Here is a 25,975-nt window from a genome sequence, read left to right on the forward strand (position 1 = left end):
AAACATGACATACGTGATTTCTCGAATTTCTACTGTGTTCGCTTGCGCGAATGCAGTGAGCCGTTAGCTAATGATCGCCAGCTCATGGGGATGGGCGGTGATGGGTGGCGCGCGATGGCGATCTGCTTGCGTATGCTGACCGTCACGCGCGCCCCCCATCCGGCACCGGCGTTGAAATGACGATGTTGGCCGACCGATGCGCTTCGGCGCCCTACGTACCCAAATTCACCAACCACCAGTTGCACTCACCACCCGCGCGCAGCGTCAACACACGACGCAAGACACCGCGTAAGCCCCAAAAGGCCGCCCGCGCGGCCGGCCTGGGGCGGGCCCCGCAAGACACGCCACCAACCACCGCTCTAGCGGCGCAACAAGCCAAGACGCACGTAGTCCGTCGTCGCGGGCGGCGTGGCGGCGAGCAACCTCGATGCGCCCGACGGAATCCGAAGGCAGCCGCCGCAGGCGGCAACGAGGATGAGGAAGGGGAAGTCCGGAGCGAACGCTCCGGACCGCAATCGTGGGCGCTCGCCGCCACGCCGCCCGCGACGACGGACGACCTACGAAGCGCTTTAGCGATATAGCTACAACAGCAGCTACAGCACACTCAAAATCGCATCCCGCGCCTGATGAGACAACTCCAGCCGCGTAGGCAGACTCCCATCCGGATGCCGCGCCGCCAGTGGCGGCAGGAACACCACTTCGACGGCCAACCCCGTCACACCCAGCACCCGCCAGAGATTCGCCACCAAGGACTCCTCCCCCACGAACGCCGCATAGCCGCTGCGCTTGCCATGCTGCAGGAATCGCAAGGCCACGGGCTGGATCTCGATGGCAGCCGAACGCGCCGGTTCGAACAGGCTGGCGTGGAAAGGCAGCAGCTCGAAACCTTCAGTCGTCGTACCTTCCGGGAACAGTCCCACCGCATCGCCTTGCTTGAAGCGGGCCTGCATGGATTCGCCCATCGCGTGCACCGCGTGGCGCTGGCCGCGTTCGATGAACAGAGTGCCGGCGCCGGCCACCAGCCAGCCGATGACCGGCCAGCTGCGGATCTCGCTCTTGGCGACGAAGGACGTGGCGCGCGCCGAGTTCAGCACGAAGATGTCGATCCAGGAGACGTGGTTGGCCACCAGCAGCACCGGACCGGTCAGGCGCGGCTCGCCCTTGAGGACGACCCGCAGGCCACAGAAGGCCATCAGGCAGCGCGACCAGCGGCGGTTCAGCCAGGCGCGCGACTTGGGACCGATCAAGGGATACACCAGGCCCACGCACAACAGGCCAAAGAGAATCCAGGGCACCACGAGGAACAGCCTAAGGACAAAGCGCAGCAGCTTCAAACTGGAGTCTCCCAGGCCAGGCTGCCACCTACCACGGTGGCGCGTACACGGCCGGGCAGCATCATACCCGCGAACGGGGTGTGGCCGCTGCGGCTTTGCAGGGCGCCTGGCATCACCAGCCATTCGGCGTCCAGGTCTGCCAGGCAGAGGTCTGCTGGCGCTCCCACGCCCAACTGGCCGGCCAATGCGGCCTGCGGTGAAATCTTGCCCAGCACCGCGGCGGGGCCGCAAGTGACACGCGCCAGCGCGTCGGCCAGCGGCCGGCGGCAATCGCGCGACCACTTCAAGGCCAGGGACAGCAGCAGTTCCAGCCCCGTGGCGCCGGGCGCGGCCGCCGGGAACGGCACGGTTTTGACGGCATCATCGGCCAGGGTGTGATCGGAGCACAGCGCGTCGACCGTGCCGTCCGCCAGCGCCGCCTGGATCGCGTCGCGGTCGCGCTGGCCGCGCAGCGGCGGGTTCAGGCGGAAGTCCGTATTGAAGAAGCCGATGTCCACGTCGGTCAGATGCAGGCTGTGGGCGGACACGTCGGCCGTGACCGACAGGCCCTCGCGCCTGGCGGCGCGCAACAGTTCCAGCCCGGCAGCCGTGGACAGCCGCGTCAGGTGCACGCGCGCCCCGGTGGCGCGCTGCAGTTCGAAAATGGTGTGCAGCGCCACGGTTTCGGCCTGCGCCGGCAGCCCTTCCAGGCCGAGACGTTCGGCATAGGCGCCGCTGGCGACAACCGCGCCTCGCGCCAGCCAGGGGTCTTGGGGCCGCAGCCACAGGGCGTGGCCCATGCCGCTGGCGTAGCGCATCGCGCCCCAGAGTACGCGCGTGTCGGCGATGCCCTGCTCGCCCTGCGCATAGGCCAGGCAGCCCGCTTGGGCCAGCAAGCCCATCTCCGCCAGCGTTTCGCCGGCCAGTCCCACCGTCATCGCGCCCAGCGGATGGATCCGGCATTGCCCCGGCTCGGCATGGCGCATCAGCGCCTCGGCCTTGCCGGGTTCATCCAGCGGCGCAGCAGGGTCCGGCGGCAGCACCAGCCGGGTGACGCCACCGGCCAGGGCCGCGCGCAGCTCGGAAGGCGCGAACGCCGCCGCGCCGGGCTGCGACACCCGTGCGGACAGATCGATCAGGCCCGGCAGCAGCGCCAGCCCGCTTGCGTTCAGCACCCGATCCGCGTGAAAGCCGTCGGGCTCGCGGCCCACGGCGACGACGTGGCCGTCAGCAACGTAGAGGTCGTGCTGCCCGTCCACCGCGTTGGCGGGATCGATCAGCCGGCCGTTGGCGATATGCAGCCTCATGGCGCGTCTCCGGTCAGCAGGTCCAGGGCGGCCAGGCGCAAATGCCGTTCGATATCCGCCAGCTGCGCCTCGATGGGCGTCAAGCTGGCCGACACGTCGCCGTCGGTTTCGATGCCCGGCGTCAGCGCGCCGGCGGGCAGCAGCAGCGCATCGGAGCGGGCGGCGGCCAGCGCATCCGGCGTCAAGCCGTAGGCATGCGCGTATTCGCGGGCCGACGGCAGCAGCGCGCCGCTGATCCCTTCCACGCGCAAGGGCAGCACGATGACGACATCCGCGTCCTGCAAGCCTTCCCGCAGCGAGGCGCAGGCGCGCACGCCGAGCTGCGGCAGGCCGTCGGGCAACAGGGTGCGCGGCGCCGCGGCGCGGACTTCTGGCACGCCCAGCGTGGTCATGGCGTGGATGATGGAACGCGCCACGCGCGAATGGCGGATATCGCCCACCAGCGTCACGGCCAGGTTGGTCAAATCCTGCCGGGCGTCGAGCATGGCCTGCACCAGCGCCAGCGCCGGCAAGGGGTCGGCGTGGCAGCCGTCGCCCGCGTTGAGGATACGCAGGCCCGGCGCCGCGTGCGCGGCCGCGCAATGCGCCGCACCGCTGGCGCCATGACGCAACACCAGCAGGCCGGGGGCCAGCCGGGCAACGGTTTCGGCCAGCGCGTCGCCGGCCTGCGGTTCCAGCGTCACCGCCGACAGCGACAGGCACTGCGCGGCGGCGGCAAAGGCATCGCGGTCCTGTGCGGCCTCATCGGGCAGGCACAAAAACACCGGCACGGCGGACGACCGGCAGGCGGGCGCCGCGCCCGCCGCCAAGCCGCGCGCAGCGTCCAGCAGCCGCTCGACATGCCGGCGGGGCAGCCCTTCGGTGGTCAGCAGGTGTATCAGTTCGCCGCGGCGATCGAGTTGCGGATTGAGCATAGGCAGGCCGGACCGCGCGCCTCAGGACGCAGGCAGGGTGTCCAGGTATCGTTGCAGGATGACGGCCGCCGCCATCGCGTCGTCGGCGGCATGGGTGCCCAGCAGGCGCTGCGCCTCCATGCTGGAGCCGCGTTCGTCGACCAGTTCGACGGCCAGGCCGAAGCGGCCGTGCAGTTGATTGGCGAAACGGCGGCAGCGCGCCGTGGCCGGCTGTTCGCCGCCCTCGGCGTCCAGCGCCAACCCCACCACGACGCGATGGGGCTGCCACTCTTGCAACAGCGCCGCGATGCGGCCGAAGCGCGCCTCGCGGACTTCGCTGAAGATGATTTCCAGCGGACGCGCCTGGCGTGTCAGCGTATTGCCGATGGCGATGCCGATCTTCTTCTCGCCGAAATCGAAGGCCAGCAGGGTCTCTTCAGGCATGGCCGGCATCGCCCGCCAGCATCACCGGGTCGATGCCCAACAGCTTCAGCGCGGCCGGATAGCGTTCCTCGGGGGGGACGTCGAAGATGATGCTGTCGTCGGCGCCCACGCTGAGCCAGGCATTCTGCGCCATCTCGCTTTCGAGCTGGCCCGCGCCCCAGCCGGCGTAGCCCAGCGTGACCAGCATGCGGGCCGGGCCCTTGCCGTCGGCCACGGCCTGCAGCACATCGCGCGAGGTGGTCAGCGCCATGTCGCCCAGCTTGATGCTGGAGCTGTAATCGCCAGCCGGCGCGTGCAGCACGAAACCGCGGTCGGTCTGCACCGGACCGCCAAAGAAGACCAGGGTGTCCTTCACCGGACCGATCTCGAGCGTCAGGTCGATGCGCTCGAACAGGGTGCCCAGCGTCAGGTCGGTGGGCCGGTTGATGACCAGGCCCAGCGCGCCACGTTCGGTGTGCTCGCAGACATAAATGACCGAGCCCGCCAAGCTGCCCTCGACCATGCCCGGCATGGCGATCAGGAACTGGTTGGCGAAGTTGGCCGCCTCTGTCGTGGCGTCTTCGTGGTGTTTTTCCGTCATGGCAACCCCTACATGGGTAATCTGAAAGAACCGTGGGGAGGCCACGCTTGCCCCGCAAGCATCATGCCTGGCGGCAGTCCGTCCCACGGTTGCGAAGGATGGGGCGTAGTCCCATCTTACGAGCCTTGGCGGAATAAGTCGGCGCTACGGCCTCAGATTTCCATCAGTTCGAAGTCCTCTTTGCGGGCGCCGCATTCGGGACAGACCCAGTTCGGCGGCACGTCTTCCCAGCGGGTGCCGGGGGCAATGCCTTCGTCGGGCAGGCCGGCCTCTTCATCGTAGACCCAGCCGCAAATCAAACACATCCAAGTACGCATAGTTCTCTCTTACATCAATTCCAGGCCCTTGCCCGGCGTCAGGGCAAAGGTGAGGGGCTTCCATTAGAATGGGGACAATCTTACCGAAACCCAATAGGGGTTCCCCTGATTCACCGCAAATGAGTCCGGGCGCCCCCTACTCTAGCGCTGTCCACGTGGCCCCCGTTACTCCCCCTCTCGTTTTGGTCTTCGGTCCGCTCGACCCCTCGGGTTCCGACGGTTTGCCGGCAGACGCCGTCACCTGCGCCGGCCTGGGCTGCCATGGTCTGGCGGCCGTAACCGCGCTGACCGTGCGGGACACCGCCGGCATCGAAGAAATCCATCCCGTTACACCCGACCTGCTGGACGACCAGGCGCGCTGCCTGCTCGAGGACATGTCCGTACAGGCCATCAAGGTGGGCGGACTATACACCGCGGAAACTGCCAGCGTCGCGGCGCAGGTCGCCGCCGACTACAGCCAGGTGCCGCTGGTCCTGCATCTGGGCCAGCGCGCCCAGCCGCCGGCCGACGCCGCCGACGAGGACGAAGCCGACGACCTGCTGGCCGCCACCCTCGAACTGGTGCTGCCGCAGACCGACCTGCTGGTCATCGAACACCTGCGCCTGGCGCAATGGCACGCCGATGGCGACATCGATATCGGGGACGCACCGACGCCGATGCACGCCCTGGTCGCGGCGGGCGCGGAATGGGTGCTGGTCCTGGGCAGCCCGCAGCGGCCCGGGCACTACGCCAACATGCTGCTCGGCCCCAACGGCCAAACCGCCACCCTGCCCTGGCAGGCGCCCCCGGACCGCAACGGCGACGCCGGCGGCGTGGCCGCCACCGCCATCGCCGCCATGCTGGCGCGCGGCCTGGAAATGCCGGAAGCCGTGCGCCAAGGCCTGGCGCATGCCGATACCGCGGTCGCCGCCAGCTTCCTGCCGGGCATGGGCCGGCGCATCCCCAACCGGATTCCCGCCCAATGAAAGCGCTGCGTTTCCCCACCGGCCTGTACGGCGTCACCCCCGAATGGGACGACACCGACCGCCTGCTGCTGGCGGTGCGCCAGGCCGCCGACGGCGGCATGCGCTCGCTACAGTTGCGCCGCAAGAACGTGCCCGACGCCGTGCGCGCCGCGCAGGCCCGCGCGTTGGCGCCGCTATGCCGCGAACTCGGCGTGCTGTTCCTGATCAATGACGACTGGCGCCTGGCGCTGGAGGTGGGCGCCGATGGCGCGCACGTCGGCCGCGAGGACGAAAGCCTGGCGCGCATCCGCGCCGAGGCCGGCCCCGACCTGATCCTGGGCGGTTCCAGCTACGACGACCTGGGCCGCGCGCAGGAACTGCTGGCCGCGGGCGCGGACTATATCGCCTTCGGCGCCATGTACGCCTCCAGCGTCAAGCCCGACACCGTGCGCGCGCCGCTCTCGGTCCTGACCGAAGCCCGCCGCCTCACAGACAACTGCGATGCCCCCCGGCCCGCGGTCGTCGCCATCGGCGGCATCACGCCCGACAACGCGCCGCTGGTGGCGCAGGCCGGCGCCGACGCCATCGCCGTCATCACCGCGCTTTTCGAGGCGCCCAGCATCCGGGCCGCCGCGGCCGCATGCTCCGCGCCCTACTCCGTCAACCCCAACCGCAAGCCTTGAACGCCATGTCCAGTAACGCTCAGCTTTTCGAACGCGCCTGCCGCAGCATCCCCGGCGGCGTCAATTCGCCCGTGCGCGCCTTCCGCTCCGTGGGCGGCACGCCGCGCTTCATCAAGCGCGCGCAAGGTCCGTACGTGTGGGACGCGGAAGACAAGCAGTACATCGATTACGTCGGCTCCTGGGGCCCCGCCATTCTCGGCCATTCGCATCCCGAAGTGGTGCGCGCGGTGCAGGAAGCGGCCGTCAACGGCCTGTCCTTCGGCGCCCCGACCGAAGCGGAAATCGAACTGGCCGAAGTGCTGATCTCGCGCCTGCCCTCGCTGGAACAGGTGCGCCTGGTCAGCTCGGGCACGGAAGCGACCATGACGGCCATCCGCCTGGCCCGCGGCGCCACCGGGCGCGCCAAGATCGTGAAGTTCGAAGGCTGCTACCACGGCCATTCGGACAGCCTGCTGGTCAAGGCCGGCTCGGGCCTGCTGACCTTCGGCAACCCCAGCTCGGCCGGCGTGCCGCCGGAATTCGTCTCGCACACGCTGACCCTGGAATACAACAACCTGGACGCCGTGCGCGAAGCCTTCGCCCAGCACGGCGCCGACATCGCCTGCATCATCGTCGAGCCGGTCGCCGGCAACATGAACCTGATCAAGCCGGCCCCGGGCTTCCTGGAAGGCCTGCGCGAAGTCTGCACGCAGCACGGCGCGTTGCTGATCTTCGACGAAGTGATGACGGGTTTCCGCGTCGGTCCGCAAGGCGTGCAGGGCCTGACCGGGGTCCAGCCCGACATCACCACGCTGGCCAAGGTGATCGGCGGCGGCATGCCGGTGGGCGCCTTTGGCGGCAGCGCCGAAATCATGAAGAACATCGCGCCGCTGGGCGGCGTCTACCAGGCGGGCACGCTGTCGGGCAACCCGGTGGCCGTGGCCGCGGGCCTGGCCACGATGCGCCTGATCGGCGCTCCCGGCTTCTACGACAAGCTGTCGACCCAGACCGCCAAGCTGGCCCAAGGCCTGCAGGAACGCGCCCGCGCCGCCGGCCTGGCCTTCTCGGCCGATTCGGTGGGCGGCATGTTCGGCATCTACTTCAGCGACCAGGTGCCGACCTCGTTCGCCGAGGTCTCGGCCTGCGACACGGCGGCGTTCAATCGCTTCTTCCACGCCATGCTGGACCACGGCGTGCACTTCGCGCCGTCCGCCTTCGAAGCGGGCTTCGTTTCGGCCACGCACGACGACGCGGTGATCAAGTCCACGCTGGATATCGCCGAAAAGGTCTTCGCGTCGATGTAGCGACGCCGGGGAGCCGGCCCGCGGCCGCTCCCCTCACGGGGCCTTGTAATGCTCGTACAAGGCCGTCACATCCCGGACGTATGCCTGGGTTTCCGCATAGGGCGGCACGGCGTCGTACTTGCGTACCGCCCCTTCCCCCGCGTTATAGGCCGCCAGCGCCAGATCCAGCCGGCCTGGGTACTGGTCGATCAGCCGGCGCAGATGGCGCGAACCCGCGTTCACATTGGTGGCCGGATCCACCAGCGCCGTCTCCACGTCCGTCACCGACAACAGCGGCGCCGCCGTGGCCGGCATCAGCTGCATCAGGCCCAGCGCCCCCTTGGGCGAGCGCGCATCGCTGCGAAACCCCGATTCGATCGCAATCACTGCTGTTATCAACGCCTGATCCACGCCAGACTCGCGGGCCGCGCGCGCAATCAGCCCGTCGTGCGCCTGCGGCACCTTGAGGTCGCCCCAACGCTGCGCGCGGGTGGCAGAGGACAGCGTCACCAGGCGCGCGCCGTCGCCGGACTTGGGCTCGCATTCCAGACAGACCTTCACGCTGTTGCCGCGCCAGACAGTCCTGGCCTGCGCCCGCTTGTAATACTTAGCGTAGCCCGTGGGTACCTTCATCGACCGCCAGACGCCGTAAGGATCCTTGTAGCGATAGATGTCGGCCGCCTGGGCGGGACTGGCGGGCGCCAGCGCCAGCACGCCCCCTACGACGGCCGCCAGCGCCGCCATGCTGCCGGCGCGCGCCAGAAGGGCGCGCAGGGCCGGCAGGACGGGACGGGGATGGCGGTGCATGGGATCGGGCTCCGTAATCGAGTTCCTATGCTGCGGCGGCAACGCCATTTTGTCGCTAGTACCGACGTCCTAGTCCTGGCCGGACGGTCGCCATCCCAGGAGAAAACCAAGGCAAACAGGGCCAGAACTAGGGCATGCGGCGGAATTTGCCTCACCTACTTTCCAGTAGCCTGATGCCCTTGGGCTAGAATATGACTTAATATTTCCTATGATTACCAAATAATTTCACCTGACGGAAAAGTCAGGCTGGAGAGGCAAGATGGACGCAGAAAACACGCTCCTGCTGACGCTGGACGCCACGACCAACGTCCTGACGGCGGCCTACACGCCGCCCGCGCGTCCCGATGCCGCAGATTCCGCCATTGCGCCCGCCTCGCCAGCCACCGCGGCCGAGACCGACGGCGCAGCCGCCCTCGATGCCGAGGCCAGCGTCGCTGTCGCCGACGATGACGCCGAGCCGCGTCCCCACGCCAATGCCGACCTGCCCAGCTGGGACACCCTGGCGGCCGCAGCAGTCGCTCAAGGCTGGGGCGCCGAAGCGCTCGACAGCCAGGCCGTCCTGACCTTCATCGACCTGTGCCGCCACGCCACGGAAACCGTGCAGGCTCCGGTAGGCCAGGTCATCGACGGCTCGCTCGAGCTGGAGCTGGACGCCGCGCGCATGTCCGCCCTGCTGACCCTGCTCCCGCCCAAGGGCGGCAAGCCTGTCACCCTGGAAGCCGTGCGCCAGGTACTGGCCGAGCGCGGCATCGTCCACGGCATCCTGGAACAGGAACTGATCGACGCCGTTACACAAGGCCGCCGCGAAACCACGCAGATCGCCCGCGGCACGCCGCCCACCCGCGGCACGCCGACCCGCTTCGAAAGCCTGCTGGACCGCCTCAAGCCCCGCGGCCAGGACATCGACGAACTGGCCCAGGTGGACTACCGCGACCTGGGCAGCCTGTTGCTGGTAACGCCCGGCATGCCCCTGATGCGGCGCACGCCGCCCCTGCCCGGCGTGGACGGCGCCACCGTGCTGGGCGAACCGATCCTGCCGGACGAACTGCCCGACACGCCGTTCGCCAGCGACCTGGCCGGCGCCGTCGTCGATCCCGAAGATCCGCTGCTGCTGCGCGCCGCCATCGCCGGCACGCCCACCCTGGTCAGCCACGGCGTGCAGGTCAACCCCATGGTCGAGGTGGACGCCGTCAACCTCAGCACCGGCAACATCCATTTCGAAGGCTCGCTGCTGGTGCGCGGCGACATCGCCGCCACCATGGAAGTCCACGTGACGGGCGACGTAGTCGTCAACGGCACCATGGAGGCCGCGTTGGTCGAGGCCGGCGGCAACGTGACGGTCAAGGGCGGCATCATCGGCCTGGCCGAAGCCCTGCAGGACGCCGCCGCCGCCGCGCGCACCGCCCGCGTCGTCTGTGGCGGCGCGCTGCGCGCCAAGTTCATCGAGAACGCCGTCATCAGCGCGGGCAAGGATGTGGACGTCGAACGCGAGGTCCGCCAGAGCAGCATCGCGGCCGGCGGCGGCGTCAATGTCGGCCCTCCCAACACCCAGCAAAGCGCCATCACCGGCGGCCAGACCCGCGCCATGCAGGCGGTGCGCGCCGGCACCATAGGCTCACCCTCGGGCATTCCGACGCTGGTGCAGGCCGGCCTGGACCCGCACGCGGACATCAAGCGCGCGGCGCTGGCGCGCAAGCGCCAGAAGATGCACGAGGAAAAATCCAAGCTGGAACAACTGCTGATGTTCCTGAAGGCCAATCCCCAGCGCGCCCCGGGCGACGTGGCCGACCGAGCCCGCAATACCCACGTCAAGCTCAGCCAGGACCTGCTGGCGCTGGACGCGGAGGAAGCCCAGCTGGTGCTGGATCTGCAGCCCCTGGCCAGCGCCACCATCCAGGCCGCGCGCCGCTTCTGCAGCGGCGTGACGATTCAGGTGGGCAACAAGGTGCAGGAATTCCTGGAAGACCAGATCGGCGGCAAGGCCGCCGTGGAAGAAGGGCAGATCGTCATCCGCTGACCCCGCCCGCTGGCGCCCTCAGGGCGCGAGCTCCTTGAACCAGACACGCGGCGAAATGCCGCGGTCCGGCCCCAGGATGGAAAAACCGCCGTCCACGGGTATATCCACGCCCGTCATCCACGACGCCGCGTCGGAGCAGGCAAAGCACACGGCCGCGGCGATCTCCTCGCCCGACCCGACCCTCCCCAGCGGATGGAAATGCGCGCCCACCGCGTCCGCGGCCGGGCGCGAACCGCCCGACAACTGTTCCACCGACGGCGACCAGGTCCAGGCAGGCGACACCGCCAGCACCCGCACGCCAGCCGGCGCCAGTTCCACCGCGAAGTTCTTGGTGATCTGCAGCAGCGCCGCCTTGGACGCCGGATAAAGCGCGCGTCCGGCCGCGCCGAACTTGCCGCCCGTGCTGCCCATGTTCACCACCACGCCGCCGCGCCGCAGCAAGGGCGCGGCCAACTGCGTGAAGATGGCGGCCGACACCAGGTTGGTGTCCAGCGTGCTGTGCCATTCCTCGCGCGACGAAGCCAGGCCCCGGTCCGCGTACTGGCAAGCGTTGTTGACCAGGATGTCCAGCCGCCCGAAGCGCGTCACCGCCGCGTCGATGCAGCGCTGTATCTGGCTGTCCTGCCCGATGTCGGTTTCGCAGTACAGCGCGCGGCCGTCCAGTTCCTTTTCAAGTGCGTGCCCGGCCTCGGCATTGCGCCCGACCAGCACCACGTTGGCGCCGGCCGCGGCCAGCCCGCGCGCGATGTCCGCGCCCAGCCCCTGGGTGCTGCCGGTGACGATGGCGGTCTTGCCGGCCAGTCCGGGAAAGCCTGTGAAATCCATGATGAATCCTCGATCAATGCGGCGCGGCGGCCCAGCGCACAGCTTCCGCCACCGGCCCGGTTTGCGCAATCAGGCGCATGCTGGCCAGCGACGCGTCATGCACCGCCGGGTCGGCGGAAGCACAGGCGTCCTGCGCCACCATGACCTCGAATCCAATGTCGGCGGCGTGCCGCACCGTGCCTTCCACCACCGAATGCGTGGCGACTCCCGCCACCACCAGCCGGCGCGCGCCCAATAGCCGCAGCGTCTCTTCCAGCGGCGTGCCATAGAAGGCGCTGATGCGGGTGTGCTTCACCACGAACTCGCGCGCGCTCCCGGCCAGTGGCTGCAGGCCTTCATAGAAGGCGCTGCCCCACTGCCCTTCCGGCACCGCGCCGATGGCGGCCACGTTGCGGAAGATGGGGCAGTTGGCCATCAGGTCGGCGTAATCCGGACGGAACGCGATGCGCACGTGCACGATGGGCAGATCATGGGCCCGCGCCCCGGCCAGCAGCGCCGCGGCGTTGTCCAGCAGACGCTGGCGCGCCCCGCTGTCCGCGTCCAGGCCGACACGGATCTTGCCCTCGGGGTGCAGCACATCATTCTGGAAGTGCAGCGCCAGCACCGCGGCGTCGGCCGCCGTCACACGAACACCTCGAACACGTCGTGCACGTCGTCGCAATTGACCAGGTCCACCCGCTTCATGCGGATGCGCCAGCTGTCGCCCTCGGCGGCCAGCTTGTGGGTGTAGCGGCCCGCCAGTTGGCGCGGCTGGCGCTTGCGCCATTCCGTCATCTGGAAGGTGGAGTGCACCACCAGGTTGCCGGCGGCATCTACCCCCTCGATCTCCATCGCGCCCACCAGCCGCGCGCTGCGCGTGGGTGGCTGCTGCGACCAGTTGCGCGGATGCTCCAGCCGGCGGATGCGCACGTCGCGCAACATGCGGTCTTCCCAGAACAGCGAGATATGGTCGTAAGGGCTTTGCTGGCCCGGCACGCGCGGCATCCAGTACATGCCGTCCGGCGTCCACAGCGCCTGCCAATCATCGTAGCGGCGCTCGTCCAGCAGGCGCGCCTCGCGGTACAGGAACTGCGCGATGCGATGGTAGGCGTCGGCCGGTACCTCGGCCGGCGACAGTCCCTCGGTGCTCACGTCGAAATCCAGGTCTAGCAGCATGAGCGGTCTCCGGTGGCGGCGGCTTCGGTAGCGGCGGGACCGGCTTCCATATAGGTCTTCCAGGCGTCGAACTGGTTGCGCATGGGCAGTTCGCTGGTGCCGTTGACCGACACCATGCCGTCGGCGTCGCTGCGGTCGCTGCCGTGGTAGCGGTGCATGCTGACCCATTCGCCGCCGCGCGTGGCGTTGCCTTCCTGGCAGCGGTTGTAGAGTTCGATGTCGTCTGGCATGACGTTGGACGAGGGCGAATTGATGACGTTGGCGTACAGCATGGCGCGCTTGAACACGCCGTCCGGCGCGCCCTTGCAGCGGAAGGTCTGGATCTCGATCATGGTGCGGTCCACGGCGATCGGCCGGATCACGCGGAACTGCTGGAATACCGTGTGGGGCGAGCCGCTGCCGTAGATCACCGTGTTGTGCCGGTTCATGCCCAGGATCTCGCGGGCGCGCGTCTCGCCATAGGCCGCGGTCAGCGTTTCGAAATGCGCGCGCGACACCGGGTCGCGCTCGGCCGCTCCCGGATTGAAAATGCCTTCCATGTAGCCGTGGCCGTTGGCGTAGGCGCGCAGTTCCAGTTTCTCCCAGAACTCATAAGGTTCGCCGTTGCCGTCCATGATGTGCAGCTCCAGCGGCATCTCGCCCATTTCCTTGGCCTCGTCGCGGGCCGCGGCATAGGAAGATTCGTGCGTGACCCGCGCGTGCATGGTGTCGTGCAGGTTCTCGTAGAACACCTTCCAGTTCGAGCGCTGCATGACGCGGAAGATGCCGCCAGCGACTTCCACCTCGCCCACCGGCGAACGGTCGCAGAGGTTGTCGATCGACGAACGCACGCCGCCCAGGAAATCCTCCAGCGCCGGCCCTTCCTTGGCCTGGCTGGCGAACACAAAGCCGCGATAGCTTTCCACCCGCGCCACCCGGCGCATCGAAAAGGACGGATCGGCGGGATCGTAGGCAGTACCCTCCAGCCCCTGCTTCAAGGGCACGCCCAGATGGCTGCCGTCCAGCTTGAAGGTCCAGGCATGGTAGGGGCAGCGGAAGAACTTGCCGACACAGCCTTCGCCGTCGGCCACCACCTTGGCGCCCTTGTGCGGGCAGCGGTTGTACAGCACGTGCACGCGGCCGTCGGTGGCGCGCACCATCAGCACGTCCTGGTCGCCCAGACGCGTGGTGTGATAGTCGCCCGTCTTCGGCACCTGGCTTTCATGGCCCACATAGATCCAGGCGCGGCCGTAGATCCGCTGCATCTCCAGATCGAAGATGGCAGGGTCGGTATAAACGCCGCGATGCACGCTGTCGCCGCGCACCATCGCGGCCAATTGCTCTTCGGTGTATGACATGTCGGGCTCCTACTTGTTCTCGCTTTCTTTCCAGCGCGCCATCAGCGTGTTCGACGGCAGGGTCTCGTCCAGCAGCTTGGCGGCGGTCTCGCGGCCCGCCACGGGCAGGCCCTTGGGGTCCAGCAGGCCCACCTGCACCAGCACGCTGGCCTGGTCCCAATAGATGTGCTCGTGATAGAGCTTGTCGCCGCGGAATTTGACGATGGCGATGAGCGGGATCTCCACATACTTGCCGGTGGGCTTCACGCCCGGTAGCAGCCAATCGATCTCGGTGGTGTGCGTGAAGCAGAACAGCAGCTCGTCCACGATCTGCGTGGCGCCCACCGTGCGCGACAGCGGCACCAGGCGCGTGTCCGGCGGATTGCTGTTGACGAAGTGGTGCTGGTAGAAGCGGCTCAGTTCCTTGTGGCCCACGCCCCCGGTCATGGTGGGGATATGGTTCACATAGGGCTCGGCCACCATGGTGGCCATCGTCGCCGCCACGTCGCGCGTGCCGAATTCGTATTCGCAATGCTTGTCCCACAGGTAGGAGTAGTCGAACTCCGGCCCGATGGCGCGCTGCAAGGCGGCCATGCTGCGTTGATGCGCCATCAGCGCCGACGGCTTGTCGTAGTGCTCGCCGCCGGTGCGCGCGAACGCGTGGTCCATGCCCGGGTAGACGTAGATCTGCACTCCCGGCTTGCCGCCCAGCGCCTCCAGGATGCGCTGACGCGCTTCCGGCGGACAGAAGCCATCCTGCTCGGCGATGTGCAGCACCAGCCGACCGCGCAATTCCGATGCCTCGTCCAGGCTGTTCTCGATGCCCACACCGTAGTAGCCGATGGCCACGTCCACATCGGTGCGGCAGGCAGCCAGGTAGGCCAGCTTGCCGCCCAGGCAATAGCCCAGCACGCCCACCCCGCCCTGCCTCTCGGGCAGCCCGCGCAGCGTGGCGATGGTGGACGCGATGTCCTGCAAGCCCAGCTCAACGTCAAAGCCCTGGTAGAGCTCGAACGCGCGCGGCATGTCGGCCGGGCCGTCGGTCAACTGGATGCCCGGCTGCTGGCGCCAGAACAGGTCCGGCACCAGCACCACATAACCTTCCTCGGCCAGCAGCTGCGCCGCCCGGCGCATGAAGTCGTTCACGCCGAAGATCTCCTGGCACAGCACCAGGCCCGGGCCATGCCCGGACGCCGGCACGGCCAGATAGGCGCCGAAGGACTTGCCGTCATGCGAGGCCACCGTCACTTCGCGCGTCGTAATGTTCTGGGTCATACGTATCTCCTTATTGCGGATGTCCGCCCTACTTCATCTGGCAGGCTGCGGCGAAAGGGTCCTGGTACTGGGTCAGCACCGTGCCCGACAGCTTATTCGACAGCTTGCCCCCCGCCCCCGCCTCGACGATGCGCAGGTAATAGTTCTGCACCGGATACTGGTTGCGGTTGAACTTGAAATCGCCCCGCACCGACTTGAAATCCGCGCGCCGCAGCGCCGGACGCAGCGCGTCAGCCTCCAGCTTGCCGCCCGTCTGGCGTACCGCGCTATCCAGCAACATGGCCGCGTCATAGCCCTGCGAGGCATACAGCGTGGGGCTGCGGTTATAGGTCTTCTTGAAGTCCTCGACGAACTTGCGGTTGGCCGGGTTGTCCAGTTCCAGCGCCCACTGCGAGGTATTGCGCATGCCCTCGATGGGCGCGCCGACCGCCGCGATCGTGTCCTCGTCGCCCGAGAAACCCGGCGCCAACAACGCGATCTCCTTGGACAGCCCGGCGCCATTGAACTGCTTGATAAAGTTCACGCCCATGCCGCCCGGCAGAAAAAAGAACACCGCATCCGGCTTGCTGGCGCGCAGCCGCGTGATCTCCACGCCATAGTCCAGCTGCCCGAGTTGGGTATAGATCTCTTCCGAAAGCCCGCCCTTGTACAGCCGTTTGAAACCATTGAGCGACTCCCGCCCGCCCGGATAGTCCGGCGCGATCAGCGCCACGCTCTTGTAGCCCTGGTCGCTGGCGTACTTGCCCATCGCGGCCGGAATATCCTCGTTCTGCCACGCGACCGCGAAGAAATTCGGATTACAGCCCGCGCCCGCATAGTTTTCCGGCCCGGTATTGGTACTCAGGTAGATGGTGCCCGACTGCAGGATGGCCGGCATCACCGGCAGCAGCACGTTCGAGAACACGATGCCCGTCATCACATCCACCCGGTCGCGCTTCAACAGCCGCTCCACCGCCTGACGGCCGGCGTCCGCCTTCTGCTGATCGTCCGCCACCACCACTTCCGCCGGCAACCCGCCCAGCTTGCCGCCCGTATGCTGCAGCGCCAGATTGAAGCCGTCGCGGATCTCGTTGCCCAGCGCCGCGCCCGGCCCCGACAGCGTGGTCAGCAAGCCCACCTTGACCTTGTCCGCCGCCGTGGCGCTCGCCGCCGCCGTCATGCACACCAGCGCAGCCAGCGCGCGCCGGCTCCATAGATTTCGATTCATGAGCCACCCCGTTATCCCCGCCCGGCCACGCCGGCGGAAAGCTGACAGAACCCGTCTGCCGTCGGACTACGCATGCTGCCGAACAACGCCGCCAGCTTACGCGTCGCGGCGCCGCCCTCCAACCAACACGCGAAGGGCCTGCCGGCTAGATTAGGCCGCGCCCGGGGGCCGCTCTATCCGGATTCCGTCAGCCTTATCCGGGAATCACTTAATTCCAAGTCCTTGACGTTTAAATTACCCTCGGCAGTAACACGGGAGCGTTCCCGTCCCGGAGGCATCCATGCACGGCTGGTCCCGACTCACGCTAGCGCCCCTGCTCAAACGGCGCGTCTTCAGCTCCACCCAGCAGGACGAGACGCGCACCCTCGTCTCCGAAGCCCTGAAAGAACACCGCCTCACCTGGAAAGGCGGCCGCGTCGATGCCGAACTGAACCGCGGCCGCTTCGGTTCACTGACCGTCTGTACGCTGCGCTACGGCGCCGAAGTCCACATCGAACCCGACCGCCTGCAGGACTTCATGCTGGTCCAGGTCCCCCTGCGCGGCCGCGCCTGTATCGAATGCGGCAACGACCGCGTCGACGCCGACCCCGACTGCGCCGCCGTCATCGCCCCCAACCGCCCGCTGAAGCTGCACTGGGAAGCCGGCTGCGAACAACTGCTGCTCAAGATCCCCCGCGGCAAACTCGAAGCCATCGGCCTGCGCGCCTTCGGCGAGGCCGCCACCCGCCCGCTAGACTTCAGCCCCGCCCTGCGCCTGGACAATCCCGTCGGCGCCGTCTGGCGCAGCATGGTCGAAAGCCTGATCCACCTGCTGCCCACCCTGGACGACGGCGCCCCGCGCCCGCCCGCCGCCTGGCTCGAACACCTGGAAGACACCTTGGTGCTGCACCTGCTCTACAACCAGCCCAACAGCTGGCAGGCGCACGCCGGTATCGCCCCCGCCGTCCCGCGGCGGCTGAGCGCCGCCGAAACCTATATGCGCGACCACCTCGCCGCCCCGCTTACCCTGGCCGACATCGCCCGCCACGCCGGCGCCAGCGCCAGCGCGCTGACGCGCCTGTTCCAGGAACACCGCGACACCACGCCGATGAACGCGCTGCGGGCGCTGCGGCTGGACGAAGCCAGGAGCCGGTTAAGGACGAGCACAGCCGCCAGCGTCACGGAAGTGGCGCTGGGAGTAGGGTTCGGACATTTGGGACGGTTCTCGGAGTACTACCGCGAACGTTTCGGAGAATTGCCGCGCGAGACGCGGCGGGTGATGGGGTGAAATAGAAATGCGCGCACACGCAAAGACGACTGCGCACCACCAGTAACGAAACCATGGCACGCATGCCCTCGCGTATGCCTCAAGAGGCCGCCCGGGCGGCCTCTTGAGGCGGGCACCGCAAGATCTTCGGCACTAAAGCAACGCCGAACAGAATCCCAAGAACGCCACCCGCCCCAGCTGACGCCAACAGCAATTGACGAAGCCCGGCGCGGCGGCGGCCCCGCGTGCGCGGGGCGTCGATAAGCCCGACGGAATCCGTAGGGAAGGCCGCAGGCCTGGACGAGGATGAGGCAGGGGAAGTCCGGAGCGAAGGCTCCGGACCGCAATCGCAGCCCCGCGCATGCCGGGCCGCCGCCGCGCCGGGCGTCTCAAGAACCAGCAACCGCCACCGAACGCGACAGTGCCGAGGAGCCAATCGTCTCAAGAACGCCATGCCCGCAAAAAAAGCACCGAAGATCAGCAATCAACCAATCCTCGGCGCCCAGGAGCAACCGGCAATTACTGCGCCGGCACCACAGCAGTAACTTCAATCTCAACCTTGGCCCGATCCTCAACCAGATCCGCCACTTCCACCGCCGTCATCGCCGGAAAATGCCGGCCGATGTACTCGCGGTAATGCTTGCCGATAGCCGGATAGGCCGCCACGTACTCGTCCTTATCCGTCACGTACCACGTCATCCGGACGATATGCTCAGGCTTCGCGCCGCCCTCGGCCAGAATCGCGACGATGTTCGCCAGCGTCTGCCGCACCTGATCGGCCAGATCGTCCGACTCGAACTGCTGCTGGCCATTCCACCCCACCTGCCCGCCCACAAACACGAGCTTGCTGCCCACCTGCATCTCAGTGAGCACGCCATTCGAATAGCCCCGGGGCGCCATCCAATCCGGCGGTTGCAGAATCTTCATAACGTCATCCTATATTTAAGAAAAGCAAACGATCCCCGCCGCTTACGCCGCGGGAACCAGATAAGCCTGCATGCGTTCCCGCAGATCCGCAGGCAGCGGCATGGACTTCATCGTCCGCAAATCCACCGTCACGATCGTCAGCGTCGCCGACAAACGCAACTGGCCATCCGGCCCCTCGAAACGCACCAACGCCTTGAACGACGCGCCGCCGATGCGCTGCACTTCCAGCACCTGGCGCAAACGCTCGTGCCAGCGGCTGGGCGCGCTGAAATCGCACTGCACCGACGCCATCGGCGTACCGATGTGCCGCTCCACGTGCAGCGCATGAAACGGCAACCCCATGCCCTTGTCGAACCACTCCTCGACAAAGTCATTGATCATCTCGAAATAGCGAGGATAGAAAACAATGCCCGCCGGATCGCAATGACGGAAGCGGACTTCGACCTGGCTGATGAAAGGGGCTGCCATGGAATTTCCTTGTTGCCGGTTCAGGCCATCTTGCGCAGCGCAAACCGCTGCAGCTTGCCGGTTTCGGTGCGCGGCAGCGCCTCGACAAACTCGATGGCACGGGGATACTTGTAGGGCGCGATATTGGCCTTCACGAACTGCTGCAGCGCCGCGACCAGCTCATTGCCGGCCTCATAGCCCGGCTTCAGCACCACGAACGCCTTCACCACCTGGCCGCGCTCATCGTCCGCCGCGCCCACCACGCCGCACTCCGCCACGGCTTCGTGACGCAACAGCGCGTCCTCGACCTCAGGTCCAGCGATGTTGTAGCCGGCCGAAACGATCATGTCGTCATTGCGCGCCTGATAAAAGAGGTAGCCATCGTCGTCCTGCAGGAAGGTATCCCCCGGCAGGTTCCAACCCTGCTGCACGAAACGCAGCTGGCGCTCGTCCGCCAGATAGCGGCAGCCGGTCGGACCCTTGATCGCCAGCCGGCCCACCGTGCCATTCGGCACCGGCTTCATCTCGTCATCCACGATCTGCGCCACATAACCCGGCACCACGCGGCCGATGGCCCCCGCCCTGACCGACTCTGGCGGGCTCGACACGAACACATGGATCATTTCCGTGCCGCCGATGCCGTCGATCATCTCAATGCCGCTAGCCTGCTTCCACAGCTGGCGCGTCGCGTCCGGCAGCGCCTCGCCCGCCGAAACGCTCTTCTGCAGCGACGACAGGTCGAACTTGCCGACCAGCGCCGCCATCTGGCGGTAGAACGTCGGCGCCGTGAACACGATGGTGGCGCGGAAATCCTGGATCAGCTGCAGCAGGCTTTCCGGCGACAGCTTCTCAGCCAGCACCGTGCTCGCGCCCACCCGCAGCGGGAAGCACAGCAGTCCGCCCAGGCCGAAGGTGAAAGCCAACGGTGGCGTGCCGCAGAAAATATCGTCCGGACCCGGCTTGATCACATGCTTGGGGAACAGGTCGCACATTGCCAGCACGTCGCGGTGGAAGTGCATGCAGCCCTTGGGCGCGCCGGTCGTGCCACTGGTGAAGGCGATCAGGCAGACATCGTCGGCCGCCGTATCGCAAGCCTTGAAATCGTCCGGCTTGCCCGCGGCCAACGCGTCCAGCGCATCCGGCGCCTTATCGTTGAAGTACATGACCTTCGTCAGGCCCGGGCAATGATGCTCATGGCTGGGCTGCGTGCAGAACTCCGCCTCGTCCTTCAGGCGGGCATCACACAGCACCGCCTGGATCTGCGCCTTGTCGATGATCTGCTTGAGCTCCTTGGCGCGCAGCAGCGGCATCGTCGGCACCGTGACCAAGCCCGCCTTGATCGCCGCCAACCAGGACGCGGCCATCATCGGATTGTTCGGCCCGCGCAGCAGCAGGCGGTTGCCCGGCACCAGGCCCATGTCCTCGGCCAGCACGCGCGCAATTCGATTGGTCAGCGCGGCCAGCTCGCGGTAGGTCATGGCGGCCGGCTTGCCGTCCTGGCTCCAGCGCAGCGCGACGCGCTCGCCATGGCCGCGTTCGACCATGGCGTCCACCAGCTCGACCGCGCAATTGAAGCGTTTCGGATAGGCCACGTCGGGGCCGTCGAGCAGGAACTCTGGCCATTGTTCGCCCGGGGGCAGATTGTCCCGGGCGAAAGTGTCGATGTGGGCGGATGCTTCCATGGAATTCCCCTTGCTATTGCGGTGTTTTTGCTGTGCCGGGACGACGGAGCTCGATGGCTGCCTTACGCCTTCAGCAGTTCACGGGCAATGATCAACTTCTGCACTTCGGTCGCGCCTTCGTAAATCCGCAGCGCGCGTATTTCCCTGTAAAGCTTTTCCACCGGCATCCCCGACACCACGCCCGCGCCGCCGAACATCTGCAAGGCGCGGTCGATCACGGTCTGAGCCGATTCCGTGGCCGTCATCTTGGCCATTGCCGCTTCGCGCGTGGTGCGCTGCTTCAGCACATCGCGCATCCAGGCCGCGCGGTATGTCAGCAGCGCCGAAGCGTCTATGGCGGTCGCCATGTCGCCCAGCGCGGCCTGCGTCAATTGCAGGTCCGACAAGGTCTGGCCAAACATGCGTCGCGACTTGGAGCGCGCCAGCCCTTCGTCCAGCGCCCGGCGTGCAAAGCCCAGCGCCGCCGCCGCCACCGAGGCACGGAAGATGTCCAGCGTCATCATGGCCAGCTTGAAGCCCTGGCCCGCGTCGCCCAGCCGGTGCGACACCGGAATGCGGCAGTTGTCGAACGTGATGGTGGCCAACGGGTGCGGCGCGATCAGCTCGATACGTTCGCTGACCTCGAAGCCCGGCGTATCGGCGTCCACCACGAAGGCGCTGATGCCGCGCGCGCCGGGGGCTTCGCCGGTGCGTGCGAACACGCAATAGAAGTCCGCGATGCCGCCGTTGGAAATCCAGGTCTTGGCGCCGTTCAGCACGTAATGGTCGCCGTCCAGCTTGGCTTCGCAGGCCATCGCCGCCACGTCCGAGCCCGCGTCGGGTTCCGACAGCGCGAAGGCCGCGATGGCTTCGCCGCGGGCCACGCGCGGCAGGTAGCGCTGGCGCAGCTCGTCCGAGCCCATCAGCGAAATGGCGCCGCTACCCAGGCCCTGCATGGCGAAGGCGAAATCAGCCAGCCCTTCGTGGCGGGCCAGGGTTTCGCGCAGGATGCAGACGGCGCGGGAATCCACTTCCGGCAGCGCGCCGCCCCAGGCGCCGCCAGGGCCGCCCGCGACCGCGTAGCGCAGCCAGCCGGCCTCGCCCATGGCGCGCACCAGCTTCTTGCAGGCGCCGTCGGCGTCGTGGTGATCCACGTCGCCCAGGGACGCCTCGCACCAGGCGTCGACCTCGTGCGCCAGCTTGCGGTGCGCATCGTCGAAAAACGGCCAATCCAGCCAGCTTGCGTCGCGCATGCTCAATCCCCTTGGAAGACGGGCTTTTGCTTGGCCACGAAGGCATCGTAGGCGCGGCGGAAATCACGCGTCTGCATGCAGATGGCCTGGGCCTCGGCTTCGGCCTCGATGGCCTCGTCCACGCCCATGTTCCATTCCTGGTGCAACAGCTTCTTGGTCACGCCGTGGGCGAAGGTCGGCCCCGCGGCCAATTGCGCGGCCAGCGTCTGCGCGGCGTCGGCCAGCGCGCCCGGTTCATGCAGGGCGTTGAAGAAGCCCCAGCTGGCGCCCTCTTCCGCCGTCATGGCGCGGCCCGTGTAAAGCAGTTCGGAAGCGCGGCCCTGGCCGATCATGCGCGGCAGCAGGGTGCAAGCGCCCATGTCGGCGCCGGCCAGACCCACGCGCGTGAACAGGAAGGCAGTCCGCGCGGCGGGCGTGCCCAGGCGCATGTCCGAGGCCAGCGCCACCATCGCGCCGGCGCCTGCGCAGATGCCGTCGACCGCCGCCACGATGGGTTGCGGGCAGGCGCGCATGGCCTTGACCAGGTCGCCCGTCATGCGGGTGAAGTCCAGCAGCTCGGGCATGGTCATCTTGGTCAGCGGCCCGATGATCTCGTGCACGTCACCGCCGGAGCAGAAGTTGCCGCCCGCGCCCGTCACCACCACAACCTTGATGTCGGTAGCGTACACCAGCGCGCGGAACAGGTCGCGCAGTTCGGCGTAGGAGTCGAACGTCAGCGGATTCTTGCGCTCGGGGCGGTTCAGCGTCACCGTGCCGATCTTGCCGTCGGCCGACACCTGCCACAGGAACGTCTTGGCCTGGTAGCCGGCAAACGGACGCTTGTGGTGCTTCATGGTGTGCTCTTCAGGCTGGGTGCTCATGGTGTCTCCGTTCGTGAATTGGGTGGGTGGATGGGGCGCCGGCGTCAGCCGGTCATCACTTCGCCGCCGTCTACGGCAATGGCCTGGCCGTTGACCGAGGCCGAGGCCGGCAAGGCCAGCCAGGCGACCGTCTCGGCCACTTCCTCGGGCTGCACCAGCCGGCCCTGGGGGTTGCGTTCGGCCAGCTTGGCGCGGGCCTCGTCCGCGGTCATGCCGGTCTTGTCGACGATGTTCGAGACCGCGCCGCGCACGATGTCGGTTTCCGTGTAGCCGGGGCAGACGGCATTGACCGTGATGCCCTTCTGCGCGGTTTCCAGCGCCAGCGAGCGGGTCAGCCCGATCACGCCATGCTTGGCGGCGCAATAGGCGCTGACGTAGCCATAGCCGATCAGGCCGGCCGTACTGGCCACGTTGATTACCCGACCCCATTTTTCCTGCAGCATGCCGGGCAAGGCGGCCTGGATGCAGTGGAAGGTGCCGGTCAGGTTGACGTCCAGCATGGACTGCCACAGCGCCGCGTCGGTACGGTCAAAGCGCTGGCTGACCGCCTGGCCGGCGTTGTTCACCAGCACCAGCACCGGACCGAACTCGGCCTCCGCCTGGGCGAAAGCCGCCCGCACCGAGGCCTCGTTGGCGATGTCGGCGCTGACGGCCTGCACCTGGCCCAGGCTGGCCAGGCTGTCGGTGGCGGCGTCCAGCGCCGCGCCGTCGCGGCCCAGCAGCGTGACGCGCGCGCCGCGCTGCAAGAGCGCCCGGGCGCAGGCCAACCCGATGCCGCGGGCGCCGCCCGTCACCAGGGCGTGGCGTCCGGCCAGCGGGAGCGGAGTTGCGTTCATTTGATGTCCAGTTGCGCCATGGCGGCGGCGCGTTCGAAGTTGGTTTCCAGTTGGCGCTTGCCGGCGAAGTACTGCCTCGGCCACGAAACATCACGGTAGCCCACCCGCGCCGCTTCGCGTAGCGTCCAAGAGGCGTCAGCCAAATGGGGACGCGCCAGGGCGCAGAGGTCGGCGCGACCCGAGGCGATGATGCCGTTGGCGTGGTCGGCCTCGAAGATGGCGCCCACCGCGATGGTCGGGATGCCGGCCTCGTTGCGCACGCGATCGGCGAAGGGGGTCTGGAACATGCGGCCGTAGACCGGCTTCTCTTCCTTGCTGACCTGGCCGGACGAGCAGTCGATCATGTCGGCGCCGGCGTCCTTGAAATGACGCGCGATCGCCACCGCGTCATCGGCGGTGATGCCGCCTTCGACCCAGTCGCTGGCGGAAATCCGCACCGACATGGGCTTGGTCTCGGGCCAGACGGCGCGGACCGCGTGGAACACTTCCAGCGGAAAGCGCAGGCGGTTCTCCAGGCTGCCGCCGTATTCGTCGGTGCGATGATTCGTCAGCGGCGAGATGAAGCTGGACAGCAGGTAGCCGTGGGCGCAGTGCAGCTCCAGCCAATCGAAACCCGCCTGCTCGGCGCGGCGCGCGGCGGCGACGAAGTTGTCGCGCACGTCGTCCATGTCGGCGCGCGTCATGGCTTGCGGCGTCTGCGACACGCCTTCGATATACGGCAGGGCGGACGCCGACATCAGCGGCCAGTTGCCCTCGGCCAGCGGGTGGTCGATCTTCTGCCAACCCAACTGCGTGGAACCCTTGCGGCCGGCGTGGCCCAGCTGCAGGCCGATGCGCGCATCGCTGTTGCCATGCACGAAGCCGACGATGCGGGCAAACGCGTCGCGCTGTTCGTCATTCCACAGACCCGGGCAGCCCGGCGTGATGCGGCCGTCCGGCGACACGCAGGTCATCTCGACCATGACCAGCCCGGCTCCGCCCATGGCGCGCGCGCCCAGGTGCACAAGATGGAAGTCCCCCGGCACGCCATCGGTGCAGGAATACATGGCCATCGGCGACACCATGATGCGGTTCTTCAGCCGCACGCCGCGCGCCTGGTAAGGCGTCAGCATGGGAATCGCGGGCCGCTGGCCCGGCGCGCCGGCGGCGCCAGCACGTTCCGCGATCCAGCGCTCGAAGCCTTCCAACCAGGCCGGATCGCGCAGCCGCAGATTCTCGTGCGAAATCCGCTGCGAGCGGGTCAGCAGCGAATAGGCGAACTGCTCGGGTTCCAGGTCGGCATAGCGCTCGACGTTCTCGAACCATTCGGTGGAGTTGCGGGCGGCATTCTGGATCTTCAGCACTTCGACGCTGCGCACTTCTTCGTAGTGCTTCAGGCCAGCTTCCACGCTGCCCTCTGCGCCGCTCAGGCAACGCGCCAGTTCGATGGAATCCTCCAGCGCCAGCTTGGTGCCGGAGCCAATCGAGAAGTGCGCGGTGTGGGCGGCGTCGCCCATCAGCACCACCGGCACGCGACGCTCGCCGCGGGCGGTATCCAGCGTGTTCCAGTGCACCCAGGTATTGCAGATGACGCGCGGGAATCGGATCCAGATGGCCGAGCCGCGCAGGTGCGTGGCGTTGCTGATCAGCGGGTTGCCATCCAGCCAGGGCGCGAACAGCTTTTCGCAGTAGGCAATGCCCTCTTCCTGGCTCATCTGCTCGATACCGGCCGCCTGCCAGGTTTCCTCGGGCGTTTCCACGATGAAGGTGGACATGCCGTCTTCGTAGCGATAGGCGTGCGCCTGGAACCAGCCGTGCTCGGTCTGCACGAAAGCGAAGGTGAAGGCGTCGAACACCTTCTTGGTGCCCAGCCACACGAAACGGCAGCGGCGCTGGTCGATGTCCGGGTGGAAAGTGTCCGCGTAGCGCGTGCGGACCTGGCTGTTGATGCCGTCCGAGGCGATCACCAGGTCGGCGTCGTATTCGCGGGCAATGGCCTGGTCGTCCTGCACGAAGTTCTCGAACACCAGCTTCACGCCCACATCCTCGCAGCGCGCCTGCAGGATGTTCAACAGCTTCTTGCGGCCAATGCCGATGAAGCCGTGGCCGCCGCTGCGGATGCTGCGGCCCTTGAAGTTGATGTCGATGTCATCCCAGTGGTTGAAGGCGTCGCCGATGGTCTGGGCGGAAACCGGATCGGCCTCGCGCAGGTTCTGCATGGTGGCGTCGGAAAACACCACGCCCCAGCCGAAGGTGTCGTAAGGGCGGTTGCGCTCGATCACGGTGACTTCGTTGGCGGGGTCCTGCAGCTTCATGAGCAGACCGAAATACAGGCCGGCGGGGCCACCGCCGATGCAGACTATTTTCATTGCCGTAACGCTCCGTGGTAAGCGACTACCGCTCTGAATTCCTGGAGCTGGG

26 protein-coding genes are annotated in these 25,975 nt (G+C 67.5%); 6 read left to right on the plus strand and 20 right to left on the minus strand.

Features of this window, described 5'->3' with window-relative positions; translation table 11 throughout:
• Positions 1–180: hypothetical protein (locus AC6LKD_RS16140; protein ID WP_498116780.1), on the plus strand; the 180-nt coding region annotated here is incomplete at its 5' end.
• Between the two features lie 413 nt (positions 181–593).
• Here the strand turns inward: AC6LKD_RS16140 and AC6LKD_RS16145 are convergent.
• The 6 genes from AC6LKD_RS16145 to AC6LKD_RS16170 form a co-directional block, all read right to left on the minus strand.
• Complete coding sequence (locus AC6LKD_RS16145; RefSeq protein WP_013391361.1) at positions 594–1,334, minus strand: lysophospholipid acyltransferase family protein; 741 nt, start codon at positions 1,332–1,334, stop codon at positions 594–596.
• Complete coding sequence (locus AC6LKD_RS16150; RefSeq protein ID WP_498116782.1) at positions 1,331–2,620, minus strand: dihydroorotase; 1,290 nt, start codon at positions 2,618–2,620, stop codon at positions 1,331–1,333. Before AC6LKD_RS16150 ends, AC6LKD_RS16145 begins: the two co-directional genes overlap by 4 nt.
• Positions 2,617–3,534 (minus strand): aspartate carbamoyltransferase, encoded by a 918-nt coding sequence (locus tag AC6LKD_RS16155; protein WP_498116783.1) that lies wholly within the window; start codon positions 3,532–3,534, stop codon positions 2,617–2,619. The genes AC6LKD_RS16150 and AC6LKD_RS16155 overlap by 4 nt, the downstream gene beginning before the upstream one ends.
• Before the next feature lie 21 nt (positions 3,535–3,555).
• Positions 3,556–3,957 (minus strand): Holliday junction resolvase RuvX, encoded by a 402-nt coding sequence (ruvX, locus tag AC6LKD_RS16160; RefSeq protein WP_013391358.1) that lies wholly within the window; start codon positions 3,955–3,957, stop codon positions 3,556–3,558.
• Entirely contained in the window at positions 3,950–4,537 is a 588-nt protein-coding gene (locus AC6LKD_RS16165; protein ID WP_013391357.1) for a YqgE/AlgH family protein, read from the minus strand. The genes ruvX and AC6LKD_RS16165 overlap by 8 nt, the downstream gene beginning before the upstream one ends.
• 152 nt (positions 4,538–4,689) lie before the next feature.
• Positions 4,690–4,854, minus strand: coding sequence for a rubredoxin (locus tag AC6LKD_RS16170; RefSeq protein ID WP_003814980.1), 165 nt, complete (start codon positions 4,852–4,854; stop codon positions 4,690–4,692).
• Positions 4,855–5,009: 155 nt separating this feature from the next.
• Here AC6LKD_RS16170 and AC6LKD_RS16175 point away from each other — a divergent pair, with 155 nt between their 5' ends.
• From AC6LKD_RS16175 to hemL, 3 genes are read left to right on the plus strand one after another with little or no spacing between them, the layout of a single operon-like run.
• The gene (locus AC6LKD_RS16175; protein ID WP_413772865.1) at positions 5,010–5,819 is read left to right on the plus strand and encodes a bifunctional hydroxymethylpyrimidine kinase/phosphomethylpyrimidine kinase; all 810 of its coding nucleotides are present in this window, start codon (positions 5,010–5,012) and stop codon (positions 5,817–5,819) included.
• A complete protein-coding gene (gene thiE / locus AC6LKD_RS16180; protein WP_013391355.1) occupies positions 5,816–6,481 on the plus strand; it encodes a thiamine phosphate synthase in 666 nt (221 codons plus the stop codon). Before AC6LKD_RS16175 ends, thiE begins: the two co-directional genes overlap by 4 nt.
• Positions 6,482–6,486: 5 nt before the next feature.
• Positions 6,487–7,764 (plus strand): glutamate-1-semialdehyde 2,1-aminomutase, encoded by a 1,278-nt coding sequence (gene hemL, locus AC6LKD_RS16185; protein WP_013391354.1) that lies wholly within the window; start codon positions 6,487–6,489, stop codon positions 7,762–7,764.
• A gap of 33 nt (positions 7,765–7,797) precedes the next feature.
• On the opposite strand, the gene AC6LKD_RS16190 is transcribed toward hemL, so the two are convergent.
• The gene (locus AC6LKD_RS16190) at positions 7,798–8,550 is read right to left on the minus strand and encodes a lytic transglycosylase domain-containing protein (RefSeq protein WP_013391353.1); all 753 of its coding nucleotides are present in this window, start codon (positions 8,548–8,550) and stop codon (positions 7,798–7,800) included.
• Between the two features lie 259 nt (positions 8,551–8,809).
• Between AC6LKD_RS16190 and AC6LKD_RS16195 the strand changes: the two genes are divergently transcribed.
• Positions 8,810–10,567, plus strand: coding sequence for a flagellar assembly protein A (locus AC6LKD_RS16195; protein ID WP_498116784.1), 1,758 nt, complete (start codon positions 8,810–8,812; stop codon positions 10,565–10,567).
• A gap of 18 nt (positions 10,568–10,585) precedes the next feature.
• Here the strand turns inward: AC6LKD_RS16195 and AC6LKD_RS16200 are convergent, their stop codons facing one another.
• From AC6LKD_RS16200 to AC6LKD_RS16225, 6 genes are read right to left on the minus strand one after another with little or no spacing between them, the layout of a single operon-like run.
• Positions 10,586–11,392 (minus strand): SDR family oxidoreductase, encoded by an 807-nt coding sequence (locus AC6LKD_RS16200; RefSeq protein ID WP_498116785.1) that lies wholly within the window; start codon positions 11,390–11,392, stop codon positions 10,586–10,588.
• A 13-nt stretch (positions 11,393–11,405) separates the two neighbouring features.
• Complete coding sequence (locus AC6LKD_RS16205; RefSeq protein ID WP_013391350.1) at positions 11,406–12,017, minus strand: cysteine hydrolase family protein; 612 nt, start codon at positions 12,015–12,017, stop codon at positions 11,406–11,408.
• Positions 12,014–12,547, minus strand: a complete 534-nt coding sequence (locus AC6LKD_RS16210; RefSeq protein WP_498116787.1) for an aromatic-ring-hydroxylating dioxygenase subunit beta — start codon at positions 12,545–12,547, stop codon at positions 12,014–12,016. The genes AC6LKD_RS16205 and AC6LKD_RS16210 overlap by 4 nt, the downstream gene beginning before the upstream one ends.
• Positions 12,538–13,884 (minus strand): aromatic ring-hydroxylating dioxygenase subunit alpha, encoded by a 1,347-nt coding sequence (locus AC6LKD_RS16215; protein WP_492277212.1) that lies wholly within the window; start codon positions 13,882–13,884, stop codon positions 12,538–12,540. Before AC6LKD_RS16215 ends, AC6LKD_RS16210 begins: the two co-directional genes overlap by 10 nt.
• A 9-nt stretch (positions 13,885–13,893) precedes the next feature.
• Positions 13,894–15,138, minus strand: coding sequence for a dienelactone hydrolase family protein (locus tag AC6LKD_RS16220; protein ID WP_498116789.1), 1,245 nt, complete (start codon positions 15,136–15,138; stop codon positions 13,894–13,896).
• A 28-nt stretch (positions 15,139–15,166) separates the two neighbouring features.
• A complete protein-coding gene (locus AC6LKD_RS16225) occupies positions 15,167–16,345 on the minus strand; it encodes an ABC transporter substrate-binding protein (RefSeq protein WP_013391346.1) in 1,179 nt (392 codons plus the stop codon).
• Positions 16,346–16,625: 280 nt separating this feature from the next.
• On the opposite strand from AC6LKD_RS16225, the gene AC6LKD_RS16230 reads away from it, so the two are divergent.
• Positions 16,626–17,612 carry an AraC family transcriptional regulator gene (locus tag AC6LKD_RS16230; protein WP_013391345.1) on the plus strand — a complete coding sequence of 329 codons (987 nt, stop codon included), beginning with the start codon at positions 16,626–16,628 and terminating at the stop codon, positions 17,610–17,612.
• Positions 17,613–18,110: 498 nt separating this feature from the next.
• On the opposite strand, the gene AC6LKD_RS16235 is transcribed toward AC6LKD_RS16230, so the two are convergent.
• The 7 genes from AC6LKD_RS16235 to AC6LKD_RS16265 form a co-directional block, all read right to left on the minus strand.
• Positions 18,111–18,518 carry a RidA family protein gene (locus AC6LKD_RS16235; RefSeq protein WP_207467988.1) on the minus strand — a complete coding sequence of 136 codons (408 nt, stop codon included), beginning with the start codon at positions 18,516–18,518 and terminating at the stop codon, positions 18,111–18,113.
• A gap of 42 nt (positions 18,519–18,560) precedes the next feature.
• Complete coding sequence (locus tag AC6LKD_RS16240; RefSeq protein ID WP_013391343.1) at positions 18,561–18,986, minus strand: acyl-CoA thioesterase; 426 nt, start codon at positions 18,984–18,986, stop codon at positions 18,561–18,563.
• 20 nt (positions 18,987–19,006) lie between these two features.
• A complete protein-coding gene (locus AC6LKD_RS16245; protein ID WP_498116791.1) occupies positions 19,007–20,647 on the minus strand; it encodes an AMP-binding protein in 1,641 nt (546 codons plus the stop codon).
• 62 nt (positions 20,648–20,709) lie between these two features.
• A complete protein-coding gene (locus tag AC6LKD_RS16250) occupies positions 20,710–21,879 on the minus strand; it encodes an acyl-CoA dehydrogenase family protein (RefSeq protein ID WP_013391341.1) in 1,170 nt (389 codons plus the stop codon).
• Between the two features lie 2 nt (positions 21,880–21,881).
• On the minus strand, positions 21,882–22,739 hold the full coding sequence (locus AC6LKD_RS16255) for an enoyl-CoA hydratase family protein (RefSeq protein ID WP_492277218.1): 858 nt from the start codon (positions 22,737–22,739) through the stop codon (positions 21,882–21,884).
• A 44-nt stretch (positions 22,740–22,783) separates the two neighbouring features.
• Positions 22,784–23,575, minus strand: coding sequence for an SDR family NAD(P)-dependent oxidoreductase (locus AC6LKD_RS16260; RefSeq protein WP_498116792.1), 792 nt, complete (start codon positions 23,573–23,575; stop codon positions 22,784–22,786).
• Positions 23,572–25,923, minus strand: a complete 2,352-nt coding sequence (locus tag AC6LKD_RS16265; RefSeq protein WP_498116793.1) for a bifunctional salicylyl-CoA 5-hydroxylase/oxidoreductase — start codon at positions 25,921–25,923, stop codon at positions 23,572–23,574. The genes AC6LKD_RS16260 and AC6LKD_RS16265 overlap by 4 nt, the downstream gene beginning before the upstream one ends.
• Between the last annotated feature and the right edge of the window lie 52 nt (positions 25,924–25,975).

The organism is Achromobacter sp. D7-1 (assembly GCF_059760445.1).

Bases quoted from the DNA above. Each gene is read 5' to 3' on its own strand.
- AC6LKD_RS16150 (WP_498116782.1), bottom strand. From the start codon at position 2,620: ATGAGGCTGCATATCGCCAACGGCCGGCTGATCGATCCCGCCAACGCG.
- AC6LKD_RS16155 (WP_498116783.1), bottom strand. From the start codon at position 3,534: ATGCTCAATCCGCAACTCGATCGCCGCGGCGAACTGATACACCTGCTG.
- ruvX (WP_013391358.1), bottom strand. From the start codon at position 3,957: ATGCCTGAAGAGACCCTGCTGGCCTTCGATTTCGGCGAGAAGAAGATC.
- AC6LKD_RS16165 (WP_013391357.1), bottom strand. From the start codon at position 4,537: ATGACGGAAAAACACCACGAAGACGCCACGACAGAGGCGGCCAACTTC.
- AC6LKD_RS16170 (WP_003814980.1), bottom strand. From the start codon at position 4,854: ATGCGTACTTGGATGTGTTTGATTTGCGGCTGGGTCTACGATGAAGAG.
- thiE (WP_013391355.1), top strand. From the start codon at position 5,816: ATGAAAGCGCTGCGTTTCCCCACCGGCCTGTACGGCGTCACCCCCGAA.
- hemL (WP_013391354.1), top strand. From the start codon at position 6,487: ATGTCCAGTAACGCTCAGCTTTTCGAACGCGCCTGCCGCAGCATCCCC.
- AC6LKD_RS16190 (WP_013391353.1), bottom strand. From the start codon at position 8,550: ATGCACCGCCATCCCCGTCCCGTCCTGCCGGCCCTGCGCGCCCTTCTG.
- AC6LKD_RS16195 (WP_498116784.1), top strand. From the start codon at position 8,810: ATGGACGCAGAAAACACGCTCCTGCTGACGCTGGACGCCACGACCAAC.
- AC6LKD_RS16200 (WP_498116785.1), bottom strand. From the start codon at position 11,392: ATGGATTTCACAGGCTTTCCCGGACTGGCCGGCAAGACCGCCATCGTC.
- AC6LKD_RS16210 (WP_498116787.1), bottom strand. From the start codon at position 12,547: ATGCTGCTAGACCTGGATTTCGACGTGAGCACCGAGGGACTGTCGCCG.
- AC6LKD_RS16215 (WP_492277212.1), bottom strand. From the start codon at position 13,884: ATGTCATACACCGAAGAGCAATTGGCCGCGATGGTGCGCGGCGACAGC.
- AC6LKD_RS16220 (WP_498116789.1), bottom strand. From the start codon at position 15,138: ATGACCCAGAACATTACGACGCGCGAAGTGACGGTGGCCTCGCATGAC.
- AC6LKD_RS16225 (WP_013391346.1), bottom strand. From the start codon at position 16,345: ATGAATCGAAATCTATGGAGCCGGCGCGCGCTGGCTGCGCTGGTGTGC.
- AC6LKD_RS16230 (WP_013391345.1), top strand. From the start codon at position 16,626: ATGCACGGCTGGTCCCGACTCACGCTAGCGCCCCTGCTCAAACGGCGC.
- AC6LKD_RS16235 (WP_207467988.1), bottom strand. From the start codon at position 18,518: ATGAAGATTCTGCAACCGCCGGATTGGATGGCGCCCCGGGGCTATTCG.
- AC6LKD_RS16240 (WP_013391343.1), bottom strand. From the start codon at position 18,986: ATGGCAGCCCCTTTCATCAGCCAGGTCGAAGTCCGCTTCCGTCATTGC.
- AC6LKD_RS16245 (WP_498116791.1), bottom strand. From the start codon at position 20,647: ATGGAAGCATCCGCCCACATCGACACTTTCGCCCGGGACAATCTGCCC.
- AC6LKD_RS16250 (WP_013391341.1), bottom strand. From the start codon at position 21,879: ATGCGCGACGCAAGCTGGCTGGATTGGCCGTTTTTCGACGATGCGCAC.
- AC6LKD_RS16255 (WP_492277218.1), bottom strand. From the start codon at position 22,739: ATGAGCACCCAGCCTGAAGAGCACACCATGAAGCACCACAAGCGTCCG.
- AC6LKD_RS16260 (WP_498116792.1), bottom strand. From the start codon at position 23,575: ATGAACGCAACTCCGCTCCCGCTGGCCGGACGCCACGCCCTGGTGACG.
- AC6LKD_RS16265 (WP_498116793.1), bottom strand. From the start codon at position 25,923: ATGAAAATAGTCTGCATCGGCGGTGGCCCCGCCGGCCTGTATTTCGGT.